This is a genomic window from Ruegeria sp. BC8 (assembly GCF_056535705.1).
In genome coordinates, this window is the sequence record NZ_JBQFIV010000001.1 from 521,146 (window position 1) to 542,466 (window position 21,321).

Sequence of the window (21,321 nt, forward strand, 5' to 3'; positions counted from 1 at the left end):
GGGCAGGGGAAATTGGGTAATGGTTTCATGACAGCTCAAAGTCGGGACATCGCTACGAACTGGTTGGTTGACGCTGGGCTGCGCCCGACGCGCCAGCGTGTTGCCTTGGCCGAATTGCTGGTGGGCGATGGCCGCCACCGACATGTCACCGCCGAAAGCCTGTTCGAGTCGGCCAAGACCAAGGGCGACGCCGTTTCCCTTGCAACGGTCTACAACACCCTGCGTGCCTTCTGCGATGCCGGCGTTCTGCAGGAAATCACCGTGGACGGCTCGAAAAGCTATTTCGACACCAACACCCATGACCACCCGCATTTCTTCTGGGAGGACGAGGGCCGCCTGAGCGATGCGCCGTCCGACCAACTGGTTATCCAGCGTCTGCCCGAAGCACCGGCCGGGGTTGAGATCGCGTCGGTGGACGTCGTAATCCGGCTGCGCAAAAAGCGCTGATCACAGTTTCCCAAGCGACCTAACCAGAGCCTGTTCAGCAGCGGAGACTGTCGTGTCCGCAGGACCGGTGCCGTGACGAGCCAGAATCACGGCCTCGGTTGCATCGGGGTCGGTGATCGGCAGGCTCAGCAGCGGCATCCGATCATAGCTGAAGCCGTTTTGCGGGCTGGCATAGCTGATGCCCACCCCTTCACAATGGGCCGCAAGACTGCGTTGGATCTCGAGCGATTCCGCGCGGTAGGACACGCTGGGGTGCAGCCCATGACGCCGGAACAGGCCCAAGACATGCTGCGCTGACAGACCTTCTTTGGACAGGATGAGCGGGTATTGCTCAAGCTCGGCAAGTGAAACGCTGCCTTGCCCGGCCAAAGGGTGCGCAGGATTGACCAGCGCGTTTGGCGTACTGTCCAGCAGCTTGTGGCGTGAGAAACCGGCATCGAGGCCCAGATCATAGGTGAGCGCCAGATCGAAACGGCCGTCGGTCAATCCGCTGATCAAGCCTTCGAAAGTGTCAACACCGTTGGTCAGAACGATATCGGGAAGGGCGTCCCTGATCGTCTGCATTGCCCGCGCCAGCAGGAACGGCGCAAGATCCACAAAGCAGCCCAACTTCAAACGGCTTGTTCCGGCAACCGGGGCTTTCGCCTCTTCGATCCGGGCAGCGCTCGTCAGCAAGGCTTCGGCCTTGTCGATGAACTTGCGCCCCTGAGGCGTCAGCGACATTGCCGCGCCGCGTCGGCGCGAGAACAGCGGATGGCCCAGGTGTTCTTCGACCCGGGTCAGCGCGTTTGAAAGCGCAGGTTGCGAAACGTTCAGGTGCTGTGCCGCGGCGGACAGGCTTCCGTGTCGCCCAATGGCGCAAACATATTCGTATTGGCGCAAGGTGATATATAACATGGAGTTAATGCTTATTTTGAAAGATATGATTTGAACAGGGGTGCCGGACATGTGCAAATCGGCCTCAGCAAATGACGGAGACCGAAATGCCACACCCTCTTGTTTCACCGGAGATGATCGAAACCTATCGCAATGACGGGGTTGTTCTGGTCAAGGGCCTGTTCGCCGATCACGTCGATGCCTTGCGAGAAGGGGTGGCTCGCAACATGGCTGATCCCGGGCCATATGCGTCGGAAAACAAGAAAGAAGGCGAAACCGGCCGTTTCTTTGACGACTACTGCAACTGGTCTCGCATCCCCGAGTTTCGGCAGGTCATTCAAGCCTCTCCGGTTGCCGAGGTCGCTGCCGACCTGATGGAGTCCCGTTCGGTCCAGATTTTCCATGACCACGTTCTGGTAAAGGAGCCCGGCACCTCGATGGCCACGCCGTGGCATCAGGATGGGCCCTATTACTTTGTGGAAGGGCGTCAGACGATAAGCTTCTGGTCGCCGCTCGACCCGGTGACGCAGGCGACTCTGCGGTGCGTGGCGGGGTCTCACCTGTGGGAAAAGGAAGTGTTGCCGACGCGCTGGGTTTCGGAGGAGGGTTTCTTTCCTGACGAGGGCCAGTACATCGCGGTACCAGACCCCGAGGCCGAAGGGATGCGGATCGTTGAGTTCGACATGGAACCCGGCGATGCGGTCGCCTTCAACTTTCGAACCCTGCATGGTGCCCGAGGAAACCAGTCGAACAGCCGGCGCCGCGCCTTCTCGCTGCGGCTGGTCGGGGATGACGCCCGGTATGTCGAGCGTCCGGGCCGGACGTCGCCGCCGTTTCCGGGGCATGACATGCGGGCTGGACAACGGTTGCGCGAGGACTGGTTCCCGGTTCTGCTCAATCGCTGAGCCGTTCCGGCCCGCTCAGAACCACTGGCCAGGTTCCATCAGGCCAAGGTCCAGCAACTGGTGCGAGTTCCATTGGAAAGGAACCGAGGACGGGCAGCGGAAACTGGGAATATCAAAGGTCGATCCCGCGTTGCTTTTCAGCGCTTTGGCGGCGCGGAACGAACAGATTGCGGCCGTCAGGTTGTGATGCCAGGGACAGGCATAGGTGTTGTACTCGGGCTCGTTAAAGGTGTGATCGGGTTGGAGGGTCAGACCCTTGCAGCTTTTGAACAGCGCGATCCGGTCGATCCGGCGCCGTTCATACGGGATGTGATCCTCGAACCGCCAACGCAGGCCACCCGACATATCCAATTGACGCTCCAGCGGTTGTCCCGATCGGTCGTGCCGGGAATGAGCATAATATCCAGTGCTGTCCAGCATCGCATGATCCGGGGCCACGCCGTTGGGATAGGCGGACAGGTCGTCGGCGTAGATGTCGATCACGTGGCAGAGCATCGCGTCGCGCCGCTCCTCGGCGTGAAAGGCCAGCATCTCTGCGACCGTGCGCGTTTCACAGAACGGAAAGAACAGGTATTCCGAGTTGTAGCAGTAGTACAGCCAGATGTTTGGCGCCGCCTGAATGACGCGATTTATGGTGTCGAACACCACGTTTCTGGGCGAGCAGCGCATCGTGACCCGGTGCACCCGGTCCAAGATTTCAGGCAAGATCGAAAACTGGGCCGGTGCAAATACGATCACGGATTTGAACCCCAAGTCCAAGTGATGGCGCAAGGTCCCATCAAGCTCGACATCGTCTTCGGCAAAAACCAATGCGACCGGCCCCTTGGTCAACGCTGCCCGGCCCGATTTCAGAAAGTGGTCGAGGGATTCGTATTTCATTGCCCGCTTGTAGCCTGCCTTGCTGGAAATACCCGTCAAATTCGGGTAATTGCGCCAGCATTGCAAGCGGCGTTCGATGCGTATAGACGACGCCGATCCAGCGAACGCAAAAGGCCCAGCCCATGTCCGAACCGAAAAAGCTGTATATCAAGACCTATGGCTGTCAGATGAACGTCTATGACAGCGAACGCATGTCCGAGGCGTTGGGCGGGCAGGGCTATGTGGAAACGCAGTCGCCCGAAGATGCGGACATGATCCTGCTGAACACCTGCCACATCCGCGAAAAGGCGGCCGAGAAGGTGTATTCCGAACTGGGCCGGTTCAAGGGGTTGAAGGCCGAAAAGCCCGATCTGAAGATCGGCGTGGCCGGTTGTGTGGCGCAGGCCGAGGGCGAAGAGATCATGCGTCGGCAGCCGCTGGTCGATCTGGTCGTCGGCCCGCAGAGCTATCACCGCCTGCCCGAACTGGAAGCCAAGGCGCGTGCCGGCGAAAAGGCGCTGGACACCGATTTCCCTGAAGAGGACAAGTTTGAGAAGCTCAAGGACCGTCCCAAGGCCAAACGCGGCCCGACGGCGTTTCTGACCGTGCAGGAAGGTTGTGACAAATTCTGCGCCTTCTGCGTCGTGCCCTACACCCGTGGGGCCGAGGTCAGCCGCCCCGCCGATCGTATCCTGCGCGAGGCGCAGGACCTGGTCGAGCGCGGCGTGCGCGAGATCACGCTCCTTGGCCAGAACGTCAACGCCTATCACGGGGCAGGTCCGAACGGTGACATGACCCTGGCCGGGCTGATCTGGGAGTTGAACAAGATCGACGGGCTGGAACGCATCCGCTTCACCACCTCGCATCCCAACGACATGACCGACGACCTGATCGAGGCGCATGGCACCTGCGAAAAGCTGATGCCCTATCTGCACCTGCCGGTGCAGTCGGGGTCGGACAAGATCCTCAAGCGGATGAACCGTAGTCACACCGCCGAAAGCTATCTGCGTCTGATCGAGCGGATCCGCGAGGCGCGCCCCGATATCCTGATGTCGGGCGATTTCATCGTGGGCTTCCCAGAAGAGACCGAAGAGGATTTCCAGACCACGTTGGATCTGGTCGAGCAGGTCCGCTATGGCTATGCGTATTCCTTCAAGTATTCGACCCGGCCGGGCACGCCCGCGGCCGAGCGTCCGCAGGTCGACCCGCAGGAGGCGGACGACCGTCTGCAACGCTTGCAGGCTCTGATCACCCGGCACCAGCGCGAGATCCAGGATGCGATGGTTGGTCGGACAGTCCGGGTTCTGTTTGAGAAACCCGGGCGTCTGGCCGGACAGATGGTTGGCAAGTCCGAGTATCTGCATGCCGTCCACGTTTCCGGAGCCGATCTTTCGGCGGGAGATCTTCGCAACGTCCGGATCACGGCCTCGGGCGCCAATTCACTGGCCGGCGAGGTGCTGTGACAGGGCTGCGTTTCACCGCTCACGCAACATTCGTGGCGTTTGTTTCCAAAATTTACCCTTGATTTATCGCTTGGAACTATGGTCGGAGAATAGCCAGAATTCTCGGGGCCGTGTTTCAGGTGGCCTTCGGGCTTTACACCGGCGGGGCTTCGGGTCGTCCGGGCACCGCAATGGAGGGTACGAGTGACACGTCAGGCAGGTATTCGACAAACAGGGGTGGGCCGTGTTCTGGCCGGCCTATTGCTGGCCGCCAGCGGAGGTATTCCCACTCATGCGGGGGATTTGGACGGCGCCGTTTCCGATCCGGTCGTGTTGGGGCCGGAGCGTTATTCCAAAGACGTCAGTGCCTTTTATCTGGGGTTCAGCGCCGGGTATGGATCAGGCGGAACAGACCAGTTCGGGCTCGCTACCAATGCGGGCACCTTTCCCATCGGCAAACTTGACCTGAGCGGTGCCTACGGCGGGATACGGGGCGGTTGGCGCGGTGTTCTGCCTGCGCGTGGCGGGCGCGATTACGTCTACGGGTTCGAGATCGGGTACGATTTCGCTTCGCTGGATGACAGTGTCACCACGCAGATAGGCACCACGACCGTTCAGGGCGGTTCCGAGATATCGGATGTCCTGTCGCTGCGGTTCAAAAACGGGCTGACCAACCCCAGCGGTTCGGTTCTGTATTTCGTTACCGTCGGGTTCGTTCAGGGTGAAATCGAAACGACCAACAGCTTGTCCAGCGGCGGCACCACTCAGTCTTTCGCAAGCGATGACCGACGCAACGGATTCGTTGCCAGCATCGGGGCCGAGCATCAGTTGAACGACAATTGGTCCGTCACCGGCGAATTCGAATATGTGCAGTTCCAGTCGAAGGTCGTCGATTTTGGCTCGGGGTTCTCGACCAAATCCACGCCCAGCTACCAGGGGATTCGCGTCGGGTTGAACTACAAGTTCTGATCCCGCCGGCGGATTCCGGCCTGAGATTTCATCACGCCGGGCCATGTATTCCTTTCCGCCTGACCGATTTGCGATCAGTTGCTCAGATTTTTGAATCTGTGGCTTGCGCCGACCGACTCTTGTTGTCTACGCTTGGGGTGACAACGCCAAGACAGGAGAACGGATTGGCCATCGGTGCCCTTACCCCACCGCAAGATGAAATGCCCGCGAACGAGGCGTTTGTTGAATTCCCTGACAACCGATTGTTGATTGATCTTTGCGGCGAATACGACCGCAATCTGGCCGAGATCGAGCGGAAACTGTCCGTTCAGATCGTGCGCCGCGGCAACCAACTTGTCGTCATGGGTGAAGACGAGCTTCAGAAGCAGGCGATCGAGGTTTTGCAGGCCCTCTACACCCGGCTGGAAGGCGGGCGCGACGTCGAAGCTGCCGACGTTGATCGCGAGTTGCGGATGGGCAATTCCGAGGCCGGAACCGGCTCGCGTGATGGCGACCAGCTTGAAATGTTCAAAGGGGGAACTGTCGAAATCAAGACCCGCAAAAAGCTGGTCGAACCCCGTACTGACGCGCAAAAGGCTTATGTGCAGTCGCTGTTCAACAACGAACTCGCGTTTGGCATCGGCCCGGCGGGAACGGGCAAGACCTACCTTGCCGTGGCCGTGGGTGTGTCGATGTTCATCGGCGGACATGTGGATCGAATCATCCTCAGCCGCCCAGCCGTCGAAGCTGGCGAAAAGCTGGGTTACCTGCCTGGTGACATGAAGGACAAGGTCGATCCGTATATGCAGCCGCTATACGACGCATTGAATGATTTTCTGCCAGGCAAGCAACTGGCCAAGTTGATCGAGGAAAAGCGGATCGAAATTGCCCCTCTGGCGTTCATGCGCGGGCGGACACTGGCCAATGCCTTCGTTGTATTGGACGAGGCCCAGAACGCCACGACGATGCAGATGAAGATGTTCCTGACGCGCTTGGGCGAGGGCAGCCGGATGGTGATCACCGGCGACCGGTCGCAGGTGGATCTGCCGCGCGGCGTGGCTTCGGGGCTTGCGGATGCCGAGCGGCTGCTGAAGACGATCCCGAATATCAGCTTCAACTACTTCACATCCAAGGACGTGGTGCGCCATCCGCTTGTCGCGGCGATCATCGAGGCGTATGAGGCCGACTCGGGCCGGGAAACGGGTTGAACCGTCGGAGCTGGGGAAATCGGCCTCGGAGCGTTTCGAGATGAACTTGGAAATCACGATCGAAGACCCGCGTTGGCAGGGTCTTGAGCCGTTGGCGCACAAGGCCGTGGCCGCGACGCTGGCGCATTGCGGCGTGGATGCCGATTTGTGCGAAGTCAGCGTGCTGGGCTGCGACGACACCCGGATTGCCGAGTTGAACGCTGAATTTCGTGAAAAGCCTGCGCCGACGAATGTGCTGAGCTGGCCCGCCGAGGAACTTGCGGCGGATCAGCCCGGCGGCACACCGCTCGTGCCCCAGCCGGATTTCACGGGTGACATCGCGCTTGGTGACATCGCGATCTCGTATGACACTTGCTGGCGCGAGGCTCAGGAGGCTGGGAAATCCATGGATGACCACGTGACCCATTTGCTGGTTCACGGAGTGTTGCATTTGCTGGGGTATGATCACATTCGTGACCTTGACGCCACTTTGATGGAACGTGCCGAGGTCGAGATACTTGGCAAAATGGGTATTGATGACCCATATAATGGGTAATGTGGGCCTTGGTGCCCGATCTATTGGAACAGGAAAATGGGCGATATTGACGGCAGTTCTGGAGCGGCGCAGAGCGCGCACTCGCAGAGCAGCGATGAAACCAAAGAGAAAAGCGGGCTTTTCTCTCGTATTCTTGATGCTTTTTCTTCCGCCGAGGATGACGCCGAAGTCGTCGTGAACGGGAATGAGGCCGTGACCCCTCAGCCACGCGGCATGATCAATCTGCGGCGCATGCGGATCGAGGATGTGGCAATTCCTTCCGCCGACATCGTGTCCGTGCCTTCGACCATCACCAAAGAGGAACTGGCCCAGGTCTTCCGGGATAGCGGTCTGTCCCGAATACCGGTCTACGAGGGGACGCTGGACACGCCGCTGGGCTTTGTTCACCTCAAGGATTTTGCCCTGACGCATGGGTTCAACGGTGGATCGGCGGAATTCGATCTGATCTCGATGCTCCGCCCGTTGCTGTTTGTCCCGCCTTCGATGCCGATCGGTGTTTTGCTGACCAAGATGCAGACCGAGCGTCGCCACATGGCGTTGGTGATCGATGAATATGGTGGCGTCGACGGGCTTGTCACGATCGAAGATCTGATCGAACAGGTCGTCGGAGAAATCGCCGATGAGCATGACGCCGACGAAAATCAGCTGTGGGTGCAAGAAAAGCCCGGGTGCTATATCGTTCAGGCCAAGGCGCCGCTTGAGGACTTCGAGGCCGAAATCGGCCGGTCGCTGACCAGCCACGAGGATGTGGACGAGGAAGAGATCGAGACCCTGGGTGGGCTGGTCTTCATGCTTTCTGGGCGGGTTCCAGCTCGCGGCGAGGTGGTTTTGCACCCCGAAGGCCCCGAGTTCGAGGTTATCGACGCGGATCCGCGGCGCATCAAGCGCCTGCGGGTGATGCTGCCGGATATGGCTGCATGAATCCTGCCTTGCGGTGGCCGCATTGGCTGCGCGTGATACTGGCCGCGTTACTCGGCGCGTTGGCGGCCTTTGGCTTGGCGCCGTATGGCTATTGGATAATCACCTGCATTGCGCTTGCATCCGTCGCGCCGTTGTTTCTGGCCAGTTCCACGCGCGCTCGCGCGGCATGGGTGGGCTGGGCTTTCGCAACCGGTTACTTCGCCAATGCCCTGAGCTGGATCATCGAGCCCTTTCAGATCGACGCTGAGCGTTATGCCTGGATGGCCCCTTTTGCGCTTGTGTTCATGGCTGCTGGCTTGGCCTTGTTCTGGGCGTTTGCTTTTTTGCTCGCGCGCGGAACCCGAGAGGTGGGGCCGCGGAAGGTCATCGTTCTGGCCCTGACCCTGTCGCTGGTTGAAATGGCGCGCGGCTACGTTCTGACCGGGTTTCCTTGGGCGGGAATGGCACAGATTTGGGTGGATGCCCCGGCCGGGCAACTCTTGGCATGGGTTGGTCCATATGGCCTTGGGGCCGCGACCTTTTTGCTTGCCCTGCCGTTGGGCGCTGCCGTCGCCGGTCCTCGCAACGGCAAGGCGTTTCTTTGGCCCGTCGTGGCAGTTGGCATCTTTGCCGGTTTGGCGCTGGTTCAAGCCAGCAACCGCCCGAGGGTTGCAGAGACCGGTCATATTGTTCGTCTGGTCCAGCCCAACGCGCCGCAAGAGCAGAAATGGGACCCTTCTTTTGCCCCGCTGTTTTTTGCTCGACAGATTGAATTCACTGCCGCCGATCCGCGCCCCGACCTGATCGTATGGCCGGAGACATCGGTTCCGGCGTGGCTGGGCAGCGCGGGTCCCTATCTGGAAGCGATTGCCGAGGCCGCTCCGGGAACGCCCGTCATCCTCGGTATCCAACGCGGAGACGGGCCGCGCATCTACAACTCGATGATCTACCTCGACGAGCAGGGGCGTCAGACCGGCCTGTACGACAAGCATCATCTGGTGCCCTTCGGCGAGTATGTTCCCCTTGGCGATCTGATGGACAGGTTCGGAATACACGGTATGGCCGCGACCACCGGAAGCGGGTTCAGTGCCGGGCCCGGAGCGGCGATGCTGAACGCCGGCAAGCTGGGTCTGGCGCTGCCGCTGATCTGCTACGAGGCGATCTTTCCGCAGGATGTCTCGGCGGCACCGCAGCGTCCGGATTTCCTTCTGCAGATAACCAATGATGCCTGGTTCGGGACCCGCACAGGACCATTCCAGCATCTGGCGCAGGCAAGGATGCGGGCCATCGAACAGGGTCTGCCGCTGGCGCGGTCGGCAAATACCGGTGTTTCGGCGATGGTCGATCCCTATGGCAACGTAATCGCCTCCCTGCCTTTGGGACAGGCGGGTTTCGTGGATGCTCATCTTCCGGCGCCATTGCCTCCGACACTGTATGCGCGAACCGGCGACGGGCTGACGCTTGGGCTATTGTTGGTGCTTCTGCTGCTGTTTGGGCGCAACGTTCGGTTTGGCAGGGCATAATTACCGATTGACCCCCTGTTTCTTCGGGCGTATCCCGTCGAATGCCTGTCACAACGGCTTCCTGGCGTGACGGGGAAATCTTAATGGAGCGCTTTCATGTCCCGACAGAACTACATTTTCACTTCGGAATCCGTTTCCGAAGGGCATCCCGACAAGGTGTGCGACCGAATTTCAGATGCGGTCCTAGATGCCTTTCTGAATGAAGAGCCCGAAGCGCGTGTCGCGTGCGAAACATTTGCCACCACTGATCGGGTGGTCATCGGCGGCGAGGTCGGTCTGTCGGATCAGGAAAAACTGCACGACTACATGGGCAAGATCGAAGAGATCGCCCGCGCTTGCATAAAGGACATCGGATACGAGCAGGACAAGTTCCACCACGAAACGGTCGAGGTGACGAACCTGCTGCACGAACAGTCCGCGCACATCGCCCAAGGGGTCGATGCGTCTGCTGACAAGGATGAAGGCGCCGGTGACCAGGGCATCATGTTTGGATATGCCACTACCGAAACCCCAGCCCTGATGCCGGCTCCGATCCAATATGCACACGCCATCCTGCGCCGTCTGGCTGAGGTGCGCAAGAGCGGGTCTGAGCCCGCTCTGGGTCCCGATGCCAAATCGCAGCTGTCGGTGATCTACCGTGACGGGCGGCCAGTCGGTGTCAGTTCGGTCGTGCTGTCCACCCAGCATCTGGATGAGGCGCTGACCTCGGACGATATTCGCCAGATCGTCGAGTCCTACATCCGCGAATCTCTGCCCGATGGCTGGCTGAGCGACCAGACGGAATGGCATGTGAACCCTACCGGCAAGTTCGTCATCGGCGGCCCGGACGGGGATGCTGGTCTGACCGGGCGCAAGATCATCGTCGACACATATGGCGGTGCGGCCCCGCACGGCGGCGGGGCGTTCTCGGGCAAGGACCCGACCAAGGTCGACCGGTCGGCGGCCTATGCCGCGCGGTATCTGGCGAAGAACGTCGTGGCCGCCGGCATGGCCGAGCGTTGCACGATCCAGCTGAGCTATGCGATCGGCGTTTCCAAGCCGCTTTCGATCTACGCTGACACCCACGGCACCGGACAGGTTGCCGACGCCGAGATCGAGAAGGCGGTCGGACAGGTGATGGACCTGACCCCGCGCGGCATCCGCGAACACCTGCAGCTGAACAAGCCGATCTACCAGCGCACGGCGGCCTATGGGCACTTCGGGCGCGAGCCGGATGCGGACGGCGGCTTCAGCTGGGAGCGGACCGATCTGGTTGAGGCCTTGAAAAAGGCTGTCTGAGCCAGCACCGGGAAATCAAACACGGCAAGGCGCGTCCGATGTGGCGCGCCTTTTTCGTTTCGAAGGTCGCCCCTCCGGCACGGCCCTCCCCTTGCAACGCAAACCCCACCGCAGTAAGGGCACCGGCATGAGCACCCAGTCACCCGAACGCCCCCGCAGAAACTTCTATGGCCGCTTCAAGGGCAAGACCCTGAAGCCCAGCCAAAAGACCTATCTGTCCGAGGACCTGGCCGCCCTGTCGCCGGGCGCGGTGGATTGGGACAGCAACCCCGACCGTGCCCCGATTGACCTGAACGCGCTGTTCGGCGGCAAGCCGGTATGGCTTGAGGTCGGGTTCGGCGGTGGTGAGCATCTGGTGCATCAGGCGCAGCAGAACTCCGATATCGGCATCATAGGGGCCGAGCCGTTCATCAACGGCGTGGCCATGCTATTGGGCAAGATCCGCCGGGCCGAAGTGACCAACCTGGCGGTACATCCCGGCGATGTGCGCGACCTGTTCGACGTGCTGCCCGATGCCAGTATCTCGCGCGCGTTTCTGCTCTATCCCGATCCGTGGCCCAAAAAGCGGCACCACCGCCGCCGCTTCGTGACGCCCGAGCATCTGGACCCGCTGGCGCGTGTGCTGAAACCCGGCGCGATTTTCCGCGTGGCGACCGACATCCCGGACTATGTCCGCCAGACGCTCGAGGAGGTGCCCCGCGCCGGTTTCGAATGGCTGGCCGAGGGCCCCGAGGATTGGCGCAAGCCGTGGGACGACTGGATTTCTACCCGCTACGAGCAGAAGGCCCTGCGTGAAGGCCGCACGCCGCACTACCTGACCTTCCGCCGCAACGGGTGATTGCGGCTGGACGCTGCGGCGCCAATTCGCTAATCGGCAGGGGCACTGATAGCGCAAAAGGAGCCCTCATGTCCGGACACGGCACGCCCATCCCGATGACCTCGCATCCCTGCGGCCCGCTGACCGGCACAGCCGAAGTGCCGGGCGACAAGTCGATTTCGCACCGCTCTCTGATCCTTGGGGCGATGGCCGTGGGCGAGACCCGGATCTCGGGCCTGCTGGAAGGCGAAGACGTTCTGGACACCGCCAAGGCGATGCGCGCCTTCGGGGCCGAGGTGATCTCGCACGGGAATGGCGAATGGACGGTGCACGGCGTCGGCGTGGGCGGCTTTGCCGAGCCGGATCAGGTGATCGACTGCGGCAACTCGGGCACGGGTGTGCGCCTGATCATGGGCGCGATGGCGACCAGCCCGATCAGCGCGACCTTCACCGGTGACGCCAGCCTGAACAAACGCCCGATGGCGCGGGTGACCGATCCGTTGGCCCTGTTCGGGGCACAGGCCGTGGGCCGTTCGGGCGGGCGTCTGCCCATGACCATCGTCGGGGCGGCCGATCCGGTGCCGGTATGGTACGAAGTGCCCGTGCCTTCGGCCCAGGTGAAATCCGCCGTTCTGCTGGCCGGCCTGAACGCGCCCGGCAAGACCGTGGTGATTGAGAAGGAAGCCACCCGTGACCATTCCGAACGAATGCTGGCCGGGTTCGGTGCCGAAATCACCGTCGAGGACACCGACGAAGGCCGGGTCATCACCCTGACCGGCCGGCCTGAGTTGAAACCGCAGGTGATCGCCGTACCGCGCGATCCCTCCAGCGCGGCCTTCCCGGTCTGCGCGGCGCTGATCTCGCCGGGATCGGACGTTCTGGTGCCGGGCATCGGCCTGAACCCCACGCGCGCCGGCCTGTTCACGACGCTGCGCGAGATGGGCGCCGATCTGACCTATGAGAATATGCGCGAGGAAGGCGGCGAGCCGGTCGCCGACCTGCGCGCGCGTTACTCGCCCGACATGAAGGGCATCGACGTCCCGCCCGAACGCGCGGCTTCGATGATCGACGAATATCCGGTGCTGTCGGTGGTTGCGGCCAACGCCACCGGTAAGACGATGATGGGCGGCGTCAAGGAACTGCGCGTCAAGGAAAGCGACCGCATCGACGCCATGGCGCGTGGCTTGCGGGCCAACGGCGTCACGGTTGACGAGGGCGATGACTGGTGGTCGGTCGACGGGCTGGGCATCGGCGGCGTTCCCGGCGGCGGCACCTGCGAAAGCTTTCTGGACCATCGCATCGCCATGTCGTTCATGGTGATGGGCATGGGCGCGCAACAGGCGGTCTCGGTCGATGACGGCAGCCCCATCGCGACCTCGTTCCCGATCTTCGAGCCGTTGATGAAGGGCCTGGGTGCCAAGGTCGAGCGCACATGAGCTTTACCGTCGCCATCGACGGCCCGGCCGCTGCGGGCAAGGGCACGATCTCCAAGGCCGTGGCTGCGCATTTCGGGCTGGCGCATCTAGATACGGGGCTGCTCTATCGCGCGGTCGGCCGACGCACGTTGGACGGCACCGACCCGGTCGAGGCGGCGCGGTCCCTCACGGCCGAGGAGTTGGAGCAGGGCGACCTGCGCACCGCCGAAATCGCGCAGGCGGCGTCGAAAGTGGCGGTGATCCCCGAGGTGCGCGCAGCTCTGGTCGATTTCCAGCGCAGCTTTGCCCGGCGGGCCGGCGGCGCGGTGCTGGACGGGCGCGATATCGGCACGGTGATCTGCCCCGAGGCCGAAGTGAAGCTGTTCGTCACAGCCAGCCCTGAAGTGCGCGCCGAGCGACGCTATCTGGAACTGGCAGACAAAAGCGAGGATGTAACCCGCGCGCAGGTTCTGGCCGATGTCCGCGCGCGCGACGCGCGGGACGCCGAGCGCAGCACGGCCCCGATGAAACCGGCCGACGATGCCGTAATTCTGGACACTTCGGACCTGAGCATCGAGGCCGCGCTGGAAAAGGCGGTCGCGGTTATTCAAGGAAAGCTGCCCGCGGCAAGGTGAGACCACGGACAGTCCTTCGCGACAGTCCGATTACAGTTCGCCGACCGCAATCGACTTGATATTCGCCCACTGGTCATCCGCGGTCTTGGCGGTGCCGGACACGTCTTCGAGGAACTTGGCGCGAGTTGCCGCGTTCAGAAACAGGTACAGCTTGCCATCGGCCAGCAGGTACTGATCCGGATCGCCATCGAACTTCTTGCCCACGGAAACACCATACGAGCAGAAGCCGCCGTGCTGCGGCAGGTATGCCTCGGGGTTGGCCTCGAAAGCTTCGCGGTTCTCGGCGGAGGTGAAGTAGTAGGACGCGCCATCATAGGTGGCCGAATGCGTGGCGAACCCTTCGACCGGGTTGCCGTCGGTGACCAGCGCCACCAGATCGACCCCGTGAGCAGCCAGCGGCGCACCGCCGGCCGAGATCCCGTTCGAGACATTGATCTCATCCGCCGCAAAAGCCGGTGCGGCGATCATCGGCAGGACGGCGACAAGGGCGCTGAGTACAACAGATTTCATTGTGTGTTCCTTTCGTATTCAGTTGTGGCCGGCACGCGCGCCGACCGGTGCTGAACAGATAAATGCGGGCGTGCGGACGCGTAATCGCAGGGCGGACGGAAAACCTTGCAGATCGTTCGCACTTGCCGAGAACCAGCCAAACCGGCTCACCAAGCTGTGTTTGGCCAGTTGATCAGTCCCCGCTTAGGCTGAACGTGTCTATGGTGGAGAAAGCGGATGATCCGATTTGCCTTGATCTGGGTTTTGTTGGCCGGCCATGCGTTGGCACAGGAAGCCGAGCCACCGATGACCTACGAGAGACTGGGCAAGATCATCTTTGCCCTCGACCCCGATGCCGAGCCGCAGGGTCCGGGCTTTACCATGACGATTTCCGATGTGCCGGTGCTGGTTGTTACTGATGTGCTTGCAGACCGGATGCGGGCAATGGTTGCGATCAGCGGCACCTCAGAGCTTTCGGCCGAAGACTTGCAGCGCATGATGCAGGCCAATTTCGACAGTACGCTGGACGCGCGCTATGCGATCGCCAACGGTACCTTGTGGGCCGTGTTCATCCACCCGCTGTCACGGCTGAACAAGGATCAACTGATCTCGGGCCTGGCGCAGACCGTCAATATCGCTCGGACCTATGGCACTCTCTATTCCGGGGGTGCGGCCGAGTTCGGCGGAGGGGACAGCCATGATCTGCAACGCGAACTGATCGACGATCTTCTGAAGAAAGGCGAGGACATCTGAGGCTGCCTCGGAAGGCTCAACCGTCATCGCTGTCCGTTCAGTGCAAGGGAAGCAGGTCGTGACCATGCGTTGCTTTGGCAAAGGCGCCCGTTTGGGCCCACTTGATGCCGCCATTGGCCCTAGCTGGATGCCTGAAAGCTGCTATAGTTTCCCTCAGCGATAAGGGGAGGTCGCCACCGAGGCCCGGCAAAACGGGCAGGCGGCCGCATAATCCTCACAGCCAACAGGGACAGAACAACATGAATAATCGTTTGCAAAAAATCACCATCGTGGGTGGCGGTACGGCCGGCTGGATGACGGCGCTGCTACTCGAGATGGTGTTTTCGCGCACGTCAGCACCCAAGGACCGTCCGCGGATATGCCTGATCGAAAGCCCGAACATCGCCACGGTCGGCGTTGGTGAAGCGACCGTGCCACGTATGCCAGTCACGCTCCGTCAGGCTGGAATTTCCGAGCGAGACTTTTTCCGCGAAACCAATGCTTCGTTCAAGCTGGGCGTCAAATTCTGCAACTGGAACAAGGACGCAAAGGGAAAGCGCATCGACTACGTGAACCCATTTGCCCATGGCCAGATGCTGGAGGGCCTCGAGGCCGCCGAATACTACCTTCGGTTTGGCAATGGGGACCGAGATTTCACTCAGTCCATCTCGCCGCATGATGACCTGGCTCGGCTGTGCAGGGGCGCGCGGCTTCTGGGGCAACCCGAATTCGAGCAGCGGTTTGGCTATGCCTATCACCTGGACGCCGTTAAATTCGCAGGCATGCTGACAAGGGTCTGTACGCAGCGTGGCGTCGAACATATCCGCGATGAGGTGCAGTCGGTCGAGTTGAATGAACAGGGCAATGTCAGCCATCTGATGCTTGAGCGTGCAGGCCGCCACGATATTGAAATGGTTGTGGACTGCACCGGTTTCCGCGGCCTGATCATCAATCAGGCACTGGGCGAGCCGTTCATGGATTATTCGGACTATCTGCCGAACGACCGTGCCATGGCGTTGCAGATCGAGCACCCCAATCCGCGGAAGATCGAAAGCGTCACGCGATCGACTGCACTTGGCGCTGGTTGGACTTGGCGCGTGCCTCTCTACAACCGAGTGGGCACGGGATACGTGTATTCATCCGCGCACCGGACCGATGATCAGGCGGCGGACGAATATCTGGAGTGGCTGGGTGACAGCGGCAAAGGCGCGACGCCGCGGGTGATCCCTATGCGGATCGGGCGCGTCCGTAACGCGTGGGTCAAGAACTGCGTTGCAATCGGGCTGGCCGGTGGGTTCATCGAGCCGCTGGAAAGCACTGCGATCCATATGGTCGACCATGCCGTACGCTGGTTCGCCGAGCATCTGCCGACCCGCGATATCGAACCCTCGCTTAGGGATAGATACAATCGTCAGATGAACAAGCTCTATGACGAGGTGCTGGATTTCATTTGCCTGCATTACAAGCTGAACAATCGTACCGATGATCAATACTGGATCGACGCGCGGACCGAGATGAAGGTGCCGGACAGGCTGGCTGAAAACCTCGAGCTTTGGAAGAACCGCCTTCCGATGCAGCACGATGTCGAGTTTGCAACGCTGTTTGACCATCGCGTCTATCAGACGGTTCTGCTGGGCAAGCAGGTCTATGATACGGGGTATGGCACTGGAATTCGTGATCGCATTCGACCATTGCGGAAGGACATCTGGTTCCAATGGTGGAAGGGCGCGAAAGTGGACCTTGCGCAGATCCTGAAAGCGATGCCGGATCACAAAACCCTTCTGCGCGACATTCGCGGAGAGCTCAAGCAACCCACCTTTGCGATGGCCAAGGCGGCACAGCCGACCGTTCCGATGCCGGGTGCCGCGCCCGAACCGGTGGTCATCCAGAACATGCCGAACCTGGCCGAGATTCAAAGCGGCAAGAAAGACCTGCAACTGTTCTAGGTCTCTCGGCTTCGGCTGATATTGAGAGCTTCGAAATGGTTGAGGGCAGGGTTGCAGAACCCTGCCTTTTTTGACCTCAATCCGGGGTTGCGCACTAAAATAATGTTACGTAATAACATACCATATCAGTTGGGACGTTTCCCCAACCCATTCCATCCGGTCCAGTTCCCGCTCTGAAAACTCGCATTGGTACAGTCGATGCCCATGACCAATCAAAGACGCAATCTGCGCAGCCGCCTGAACCGCCGGAGACGGCAACGCCCCGCGATGCAGGCCTATGACACCCTTCCGCCTCAGTTGCGTCAGTGGCTTGCGAATGCCTGTTTGCCGTGGAGTCCGAACTCGGCCCTCAAGATTTGGAAGGCAGCCGGTGGGGCAAAGGCCCCGGCCGACGCTCTGGCACGTTTGAATGCGATCGAGCAGGCCATGCTGCTGAGGGATGCCCGGATTTGGGAGGAGTAGCTGGCCCGGAAAACGCAAGCGGAATCCCGCGTCGGCTTGCAACAAGGGCCTTTATGCTTGCGCTGCGCCCAGAATCCGCCTATACGCGCGCTGTCTGAACAAGGGCGGTCAACGCCCGGACGACGTATCTGAGCAGGGCCGGGTTTCCTCGGCCCTTTGTGTTTGTTTAGCCAGATGCGCACCGGGTCACGCCAGAGGACATCATGAAACAAGACCGGCGGAGACAACCGCTCGGCCAGCAAAAACGTTATGTAAAGGAAAACAACGCCACATGGCTAACGCATCCATGGAGGAATTCGAAGCCCTCCTGAACGAAAGCTTCGAAATGGACACCCCCGAAGAGGGTTCGGTTGTCAAAGGCAAGGTCATCGCGATCGAAGCGGGCCAGGCCATCATCGACGTAGGCTACAAGATGGAAGGCCGTGTCGATCTGAAAGAATTCGCAAATCCCGGCGAAGCTCCTGAAATCGCTGTTGGCGACGAGGTCGAAGTCTACCTGCGCGCCGCAGAAAACGCCCGTGGCGAAGCCGTCATCTCGCGCGAGATGGCCCGCCGTGAAGAGGCATGGGACCGTCTGGAAAAAGCATATGCCGACGACCAACGCGTCGAAGGTGCAATCTTTGGTCGCGTCAAAGGTGGCTTCACCGTGGACCTGGGTGGCGCAGTTGCGTTCCTGCCCGGCAGCCAGGTTGACGTTCGCCCCGTGCGCGACGCTGGCCCGCTGATGGGTCTGAAGCAGCCGTTCCAGATCCTGAAAATGGACCGCCGCCGTGGCAACATCGTTGTCTCGCGTCGTGCAATTCTGGAAGAATCGCGTGCCGAACAGCGTGCCGAGGTCATCGGCAACCTGTCCGAAGGTCAGACCGTCGAGGGTGTCGTCAAGAACATCACCGAATACGGTGCATTCGTTGACCTGGGCGGCGTTGACGGCCTGCTGCACGTCACGGACATGGCATGGCGCCGCGTGAACCACCCGTCCGAGATCCTGACGATCGGCGAAACCATCAAGGTTCAGGTTATCAAGATCAACAAGGAAACCCACCGCATCAGCCTGGGCATGAAGCAGCTGCAGGAAGATCCGTGGGATCTGGTTGGCGCCAAGTACCCGCTGGGTTCGGTGCACAAGGGTCGCGTCACCAACATCACCGACTACGGCGCGTTCGTCGAGCTGGAGCCCGGTGTCGAAGGTCTGGTGCACGTGTCCGAGATGTCTTGGACCAAGAAAAACGTCCACCCCGGCAAGATCGTTTCGACCAGCCAGGAAGTCGACGTCATGGTTCTGGAAATCGACGGCGCCAAGCGTCGCGTGTCTCTGGGCCTCAAGCAGACCCAGCGCAACCCGTGGGAAGTGTTTGCAGAAACGCACCCCGAGGGCACGCAGGTCGAAGGCGAAGTCAAGAACATCACCGAATTCGGTCTGTTCATCGGCCTGGAAGGCGACATCGACGGCATGGTTCACCTGTCCGACCTGTCGTGGGACGAGCGTGGCGAAGATGCCATCCAGAACTACCGCAAGGGCGACGTCGTTCAGGCGGTTGTCTCGGAAGTTGACGTCGAAAAAGAGCGGATCTCGCTGTCGATCAAAGCCCTGGGCGGTGACAAGTTCGCCGAAGCCGTGGGCGGCGTGAAGCGTGGCTCGGTCATCACCGTCGAAGTGACCGCGATCGAAGATGGCGGTATCGAGGTGGAGTACGAAGGCATGAAGTCCTTCATCCGCCGTTCGGACCTGAGCCGCGACCGTGCCGAACAGCGCCCCGAGCGTTTCTCGGTCGGTGACAAGGTCGACGTCCGCGTCACCAACGTGGACAGCAAGACCCGCCGTCTGGGCCTGTCGATCAAGGCGCGCGAAATCGCCGAAGAGAAAGAGGCCGTGGAACAGTACGGTTCCTCCGACTCGGGTGCATCGCTGGGCGATATCCTTGGCGCAGCGCTGAAGTCCGGCGACTAAGCCAGACTTGCAGTTTTGAACACTCAGACGGCCCCGCTCATCCCGAGCGGGGCCGTTTCTTTTGCGAATCAATGTGTTCCGGTTTTGCGAGTTATTCGGTGATAGGTGCAGGCATGAACCGCCGGATTCGCGTCTCTACAGGCGAATTTCCGGTGCTTTCTTGGAAAATGCACCCCGGACACACAGAGTTTACATTCCACCCGGCACCGTTTTTTCCTATACTGACCAAACCAGTAGACGAGATGACACGGTGACCTGGGAGGGTAGCACGCATGATCCGTTCAGAACTGATTCAGAAAATCGCCGACGAAAATCCACATCTGTACCAACGTGATGTCGAGCGGATCGTGAATACCGTATTCGAGGAAGTCACAGACGCGATGGCGCGCGGTGACCGTGTCGAACTGCGGGGCTTCGGAGCTTTTTCGGTCAAGAAACGGGATGCGCGGGTCGGCCGGAACCCACGCACTGGCGAGACGGTTCAAGTCGAGGAAAAGTGCGTGCCGTTTTTCAAGACCGGCAAGTTGCTAAGGGATCGTTTGAACGGTAAAGCGTGATCTCATGATGCGCTACATTCGATACGGTTTTCTTGCGGTCCTGGGGATCGTCCTTGTCTCGGTCTCGTTGGCCAATCGCCAGATGGTTCAGTTGCAGTTGATGCCGGACGCCTTGTCTGACTTGCTTGGCTTCAATCTGGCCACTTCGCTGCCGTTGTTTCTTGTAGTTCTTGGCGGGATTGTGGCCGGCCTTGTCATCGGTTTTCTGTGGGAATGGCTGCGTGAGCACAAGCACCGCAAGGACGCCACCGTCAAAAAGACCGAGGTCAAGAAGCTCGAGCGCGAGGTCAAGAAGCTCAAGAAGAAGCAGAACGAAGGCCAGGACGATGTGCTTGCCCTTCTGGACGAGGCCAGCTGAGAGCCGATGTCTTCCGAGATCAGCGTAAAAATATGCGGCTTGACCGCACCCGAGCATGTGCGTGCCGCCGTTGAAGCAGGTGCGCGTTACATTGGGTTCAATTTCTTTCCCAAGTCGCCACGCTATGCACCGATTGCCCAGGCAGCCGCGCTGGCCAGTGACGTGCCTGTCGGCGTGGCCAAGGTGGCCTTGGCGGTGAACTTCACGGATGCGCAGTTGGATGAGATCGTAGCGGGGGTTCCACTGGACATGCTGCAGCTGCATGGCGCCGAAAGCCCCGAGCGCGTGGCCGAGGTCAAATCACGCTACGGCTTGCCGGTGATCAAGGCGATTGGAGTGGCGGAAGCCGAGGATTTGGCCGCAATAGACCTGTATTCGGACGTGGCCGATCAGTTGTTGGTTGACGCCAAACCGCCGAAGAACTCTGAGCTGCCCGGCGGCAACGGTTTGCCCTTTGATTGGCGTCTGCTCGCCGGTCGCAAATACTGGCGGACGCCGTGGATGCTGTCGGGGGGACTCAACCCGGGCAACGTAGCCGAGGCGATCCGTATGACCGGTGCAAGGCAGGTTGATGTGGCATCGGGCGTGGAAAGCGCCCCGGGTGTCAAGGATCCGGGCCTGATCCGCTCATTTATTGAAGCGGCACGGTGATCTGACCAGAACGCGCTTGCGTATCCTTCTCAAAGGGGAGGATGCGGGATGCTGGCTGCAATTGGAGCGGTTTCACTCAAGCGATGGTACCATGGGCCAGAGTTTTTCTGGCGCGCGGGCAAGGCCTTGCGCCAGGCCAAGGGCGATCCCTTGTGCCTCCATGCCGAGGTGTTTTCGCATGAGGGCGCGTATTTCTCGCTGAGCGTTTGGCACGACGTCGAAGCCATGCTGACCTTTGCCCAGTCGAACCCGCACCGAGGGGTGATGCAAGCCGCCCCGCGTTTGGCCAATACCTACCACTTCCGTCACTTTGCCTGCATCGCCATTCCGACCCGGGAACAGGCGCTGACTATCTGGATGAACGGCAGTACCGCGGCGGAATAGTGCGATT

General features: G+C 60.7%; 23 protein-coding genes and 1 riboswitch. Of the genes, 20 read left to right on the plus strand and 3 right to left on the minus strand.

Going from position 1 to position 21,321, the window contains the following annotated elements:
• Positions 1-27: 27 nt before the first annotated feature.
• A complete protein-coding gene (gene irrA, locus ACR3EK_RS02780; RefSeq protein ID WP_093964586.1) occupies positions 28-447 on the plus strand; it encodes an iron response transcriptional regulator IrrA in 420 nt (139 codons plus the stop codon).
• Here the strand turns inward: irrA and ACR3EK_RS02785 are convergent, their stop codons facing one another.
• Complete coding sequence (locus ACR3EK_RS02785; RefSeq protein ID WP_480632625.1) at positions 448-1,344, minus strand: LysR family transcriptional regulator; 897 nt, start codon at positions 1,342-1,344, stop codon at positions 448-450.
• 86 nt (positions 1,345-1,430) lie between these two features.
• Here ACR3EK_RS02785 and ACR3EK_RS02790 point away from each other — a divergent pair, with 86 nt between their 5' ends.
• On the plus strand, positions 1,431-2,228 hold the full coding sequence (locus tag ACR3EK_RS02790) for a phytanoyl-CoA dioxygenase family protein (protein WP_170598866.1): 798 nt from the start codon (positions 1,431-1,433) through the stop codon (positions 2,226-2,228).
• Positions 2,229-2,243: 15 nt separating this feature from the next.
• Here ACR3EK_RS02790 and ACR3EK_RS02795 read toward each other — a convergent pair whose 3' ends face one another.
• Positions 2,244-3,107, minus strand: coding sequence for a glycosyltransferase family 2 protein (locus ACR3EK_RS02795; RefSeq protein ID WP_170339870.1), 864 nt, complete (start codon positions 3,105-3,107; stop codon positions 2,244-2,246).
• A gap of 122 nt (positions 3,108-3,229) precedes the next feature.
• Here ACR3EK_RS02795 and miaB point away from each other — a divergent pair, with 122 nt between their 5' ends.
• The 10 genes from miaB (at position 3,230) to ACR3EK_RS02845 (ending at position 13,787) form a co-directional block, all read left to right on the plus strand.
• Positions 3,230-4,549, plus strand: a complete 1,320-nt coding sequence (gene miaB, locus ACR3EK_RS02800; protein WP_480632626.1) for a tRNA (N6-isopentenyl adenosine(37)-C2)-methylthiotransferase MiaB — start codon at positions 3,230-3,232, stop codon at positions 4,547-4,549.
• Positions 4,550-4,732: 183 nt separating this feature from the next.
• Positions 4,733-5,497, plus strand: coding sequence for an outer membrane protein (locus ACR3EK_RS02805; protein WP_480632627.1), 765 nt, complete (start codon positions 4,733-4,735; stop codon positions 5,495-5,497).
• 164 nt (positions 5,498-5,661) lie between these two features.
• Positions 5,662-6,684, plus strand: coding sequence for a PhoH family protein (locus ACR3EK_RS02810; RefSeq protein ID WP_093964591.1), 1,023 nt, complete (start codon positions 5,662-5,664; stop codon positions 6,682-6,684).
• 40 nt (positions 6,685-6,724) lie between these two features.
• The gene (ybeY, locus tag ACR3EK_RS02815) at positions 6,725-7,219 is read left to right on the plus strand and encodes an rRNA maturation RNase YbeY (protein ID WP_170340439.1); all 495 of its coding nucleotides are present in this window, start codon (positions 6,725-6,727) and stop codon (positions 7,217-7,219) included.
• Positions 7,220-7,255: 36 nt separating this feature from the next.
• Positions 7,256-8,140 (plus strand): hemolysin family protein, encoded by an 885-nt coding sequence (locus tag ACR3EK_RS02820; protein WP_170340440.1) that lies wholly within the window; start codon positions 7,256-7,258, stop codon positions 8,138-8,140.
• Positions 8,137-9,642 (plus strand): apolipoprotein N-acyltransferase, encoded by a 1,506-nt coding sequence (gene lnt / locus ACR3EK_RS02825; protein ID WP_480632628.1) that lies wholly within the window; start codon positions 8,137-8,139, stop codon positions 9,640-9,642. The genes ACR3EK_RS02820 and lnt overlap by 4 nt, the downstream gene beginning before the upstream one ends.
• Before the next feature lie 42 nt (positions 9,643-9,684).
• A riboswitch (SAM-SAH riboswitch) is annotated at positions 9,685-9,733 on the plus strand.
• Between the two features lie 5 nt (positions 9,734-9,738).
• Entirely contained in the window at positions 9,739-10,920 is a 1,182-nt protein-coding gene (gene metK, locus ACR3EK_RS02830; protein WP_480632629.1) for a methionine adenosyltransferase, read from the plus strand.
• A 127-nt stretch (positions 10,921-11,047) separates the two neighbouring features.
• Positions 11,048-11,758: a tRNA (guanosine(46)-N7)-methyltransferase TrmB gene (trmB, locus tag ACR3EK_RS02835; RefSeq protein ID WP_480632630.1), complete on the plus strand. Its 711-nt coding sequence runs from the start codon at positions 11,048-11,050 to the stop codon at positions 11,756-11,758.
• A gap of 68 nt (positions 11,759-11,826) precedes the next feature.
• On the plus strand, positions 11,827-13,173 hold the full coding sequence (gene aroA, locus ACR3EK_RS02840; protein WP_170434365.1) for a 3-phosphoshikimate 1-carboxyvinyltransferase: 1,347 nt from the start codon (positions 11,827-11,829) through the stop codon (positions 13,171-13,173).
• On the plus strand, positions 13,170-13,787 hold the full coding sequence (locus tag ACR3EK_RS02845; RefSeq protein WP_480632631.1) for a (d)CMP kinase: 618 nt from the start codon (positions 13,170-13,172) through the stop codon (positions 13,785-13,787). Before aroA ends, ACR3EK_RS02845 begins: the two co-directional genes overlap by 4 nt.
• Positions 13,788-13,817: 30 nt before the next feature.
• Here the strand turns inward: ACR3EK_RS02845 and ACR3EK_RS02850 are convergent, their stop codons facing one another.
• The gene (locus ACR3EK_RS02850; RefSeq protein WP_170357085.1) at positions 13,818-14,297 is read right to left on the minus strand and encodes a YHS domain-containing (seleno)protein; all 480 of its coding nucleotides are present in this window, start codon (positions 14,295-14,297) and stop codon (positions 13,818-13,820) included.
• A gap of 216 nt (positions 14,298-14,513) precedes the next feature.
• Between ACR3EK_RS02850 and ACR3EK_RS02855 the strand changes: the two genes are divergently transcribed.
• The 8 genes from ACR3EK_RS02855 (at position 14,514) to ACR3EK_RS02890 (ending at position 21,314) form a co-directional block, all read left to right on the plus strand.
• Positions 14,514-15,029, plus strand: a complete 516-nt coding sequence (locus ACR3EK_RS02855; protein ID WP_222457325.1) for a hypothetical protein — start codon at positions 14,514-14,516, stop codon at positions 15,027-15,029.
• Between the two features lie 239 nt (positions 15,030-15,268).
• Entirely contained in the window at positions 15,269-16,954 is a 1,686-nt protein-coding gene (locus ACR3EK_RS02860; RefSeq protein ID WP_480632632.1) for a tryptophan halogenase family protein, read from the plus strand.
• Positions 16,955-17,158: 204 nt separating this feature from the next.
• Positions 17,159-17,416 carry a DUF6525 family protein gene (locus ACR3EK_RS02865; RefSeq protein WP_244952315.1) on the plus strand — a complete coding sequence of 86 codons (258 nt, stop codon included), beginning with the start codon at positions 17,159-17,161 and terminating at the stop codon, positions 17,414-17,416.
• A 271-nt stretch (positions 17,417-17,687) separates the two neighbouring features.
• On the plus strand, positions 17,688-19,364 hold the full coding sequence (gene rpsA, locus ACR3EK_RS02870) for a 30S ribosomal protein S1 (RefSeq protein ID WP_170340458.1): 1,677 nt from the start codon (positions 17,688-17,690) through the stop codon (positions 19,362-19,364).
• Positions 19,365-19,636: 272 nt separating this feature from the next.
• The gene (gene ihfB / locus ACR3EK_RS02875; RefSeq protein ID WP_050603110.1) at positions 19,637-19,921 is read left to right on the plus strand and encodes an integration host factor subunit beta; all 285 of its coding nucleotides are present in this window, start codon (positions 19,637-19,639) and stop codon (positions 19,919-19,921) included.
• 7 nt (positions 19,922-19,928) lie between these two features.
• Complete coding sequence (locus ACR3EK_RS02880) at positions 19,929-20,279, plus strand: lipopolysaccharide assembly protein LapA domain-containing protein (protein WP_170340535.1); 351 nt, start codon at positions 19,929-19,931, stop codon at positions 20,277-20,279.
• 6 nt (positions 20,280-20,285) lie between these two features.
• On the plus strand, positions 20,286-20,930 hold the full coding sequence (locus ACR3EK_RS02885) for a phosphoribosylanthranilate isomerase (protein ID WP_170538017.1): 645 nt from the start codon (positions 20,286-20,288) through the stop codon (positions 20,928-20,930).
• 48 nt (positions 20,931-20,978) lie between these two features.
• A complete protein-coding gene (locus ACR3EK_RS02890; RefSeq protein ID WP_480632633.1) occupies positions 20,979-21,314 on the plus strand; it encodes a hypothetical protein in 336 nt (111 codons plus the stop codon).
• Positions 21,315-21,321 lie beyond the last annotated feature (7 nt).

Bases quoted from the DNA above. Each gene is read 5' to 3' on its own strand.
- ACR3EK_RS02880 (WP_170340535.1), top strand. From the start codon at position 19,929: ATGCGCTACATTCGATACGGTTTTCTTGCGGTCCTGGGGATCGTCCTT.
- aroA (WP_170434365.1), top strand. From the start codon at position 11,827: ATGTCCGGACACGGCACGCCCATCCCGATGACCTCGCATCCCTGCGGC.
- ACR3EK_RS02820 (WP_170340440.1), top strand. From the start codon at position 7,256: ATGGGCGATATTGACGGCAGTTCTGGAGCGGCGCAGAGCGCGCACTCG.
- ACR3EK_RS02790 (WP_170598866.1), top strand. From the start codon at position 1,431: ATGCCACACCCTCTTGTTTCACCGGAGATGATCGAAACCTATCGCAAT.
- ACR3EK_RS02890 (WP_480632633.1), top strand. From the start codon at position 20,979: ATGCTGGCTGCAATTGGAGCGGTTTCACTCAAGCGATGGTACCATGGG.
- trmB (WP_480632630.1), top strand. From the start codon at position 11,048: ATGAGCACCCAGTCACCCGAACGCCCCCGCAGAAACTTCTATGGCCGC.
- ACR3EK_RS02850 (WP_170357085.1), bottom strand. From the start codon at position 14,297: ATGAAATCTGTTGTACTCAGCGCCCTTGTCGCCGTCCTGCCGATGATC.
- ACR3EK_RS02865 (WP_244952315.1), top strand. From the start codon at position 17,159: ATGACCAATCAAAGACGCAATCTGCGCAGCCGCCTGAACCGCCGGAGA.
- ihfB (WP_050603110.1), top strand. From the start codon at position 19,637: ATGATCCGTTCAGAACTGATTCAGAAAATCGCCGACGAAAATCCACAT.
- ACR3EK_RS02845 (WP_480632631.1), top strand. From the start codon at position 13,170: ATGAGCTTTACCGTCGCCATCGACGGCCCGGCCGCTGCGGGCAAGGGC.
- rpsA (WP_170340458.1), top strand. From the start codon at position 17,688: ATGGCTAACGCATCCATGGAGGAATTCGAAGCCCTCCTGAACGAAAGC.
- irrA (WP_093964586.1), top strand. From the start codon at position 28: ATGACAGCTCAAAGTCGGGACATCGCTACGAACTGGTTGGTTGACGCT.
- miaB (WP_480632626.1), top strand. From the start codon at position 3,230: ATGTCCGAACCGAAAAAGCTGTATATCAAGACCTATGGCTGTCAGATG.
- ACR3EK_RS02785 (WP_480632625.1), bottom strand. From the start codon at position 1,344: ATGTTATATATCACCTTGCGCCAATACGAATATGTTTGCGCCATTGGG.
- ACR3EK_RS02885 (WP_170538017.1), top strand. From the start codon at position 20,286: ATGTCTTCCGAGATCAGCGTAAAAATATGCGGCTTGACCGCACCCGAG.
- ACR3EK_RS02860 (WP_480632632.1), top strand. From the start codon at position 15,269: ATGAATAATCGTTTGCAAAAAATCACCATCGTGGGTGGCGGTACGGCC.
- ACR3EK_RS02855 (WP_222457325.1), top strand. From the start codon at position 14,514: ATGATCCGATTTGCCTTGATCTGGGTTTTGTTGGCCGGCCATGCGTTG.
- metK (WP_480632629.1), top strand. From the start codon at position 9,739: ATGTCCCGACAGAACTACATTTTCACTTCGGAATCCGTTTCCGAAGGG.
- lnt (WP_480632628.1), top strand. From the start codon at position 8,137: ATGAATCCTGCCTTGCGGTGGCCGCATTGGCTGCGCGTGATACTGGCC.
- ACR3EK_RS02795 (WP_170339870.1), bottom strand. From the start codon at position 3,107: ATGAAATACGAATCCCTCGACCACTTTCTGAAATCGGGCCGGGCAGCG.
- ybeY (WP_170340439.1), top strand. From the start codon at position 6,725: ATGAACTTGGAAATCACGATCGAAGACCCGCGTTGGCAGGGTCTTGAG.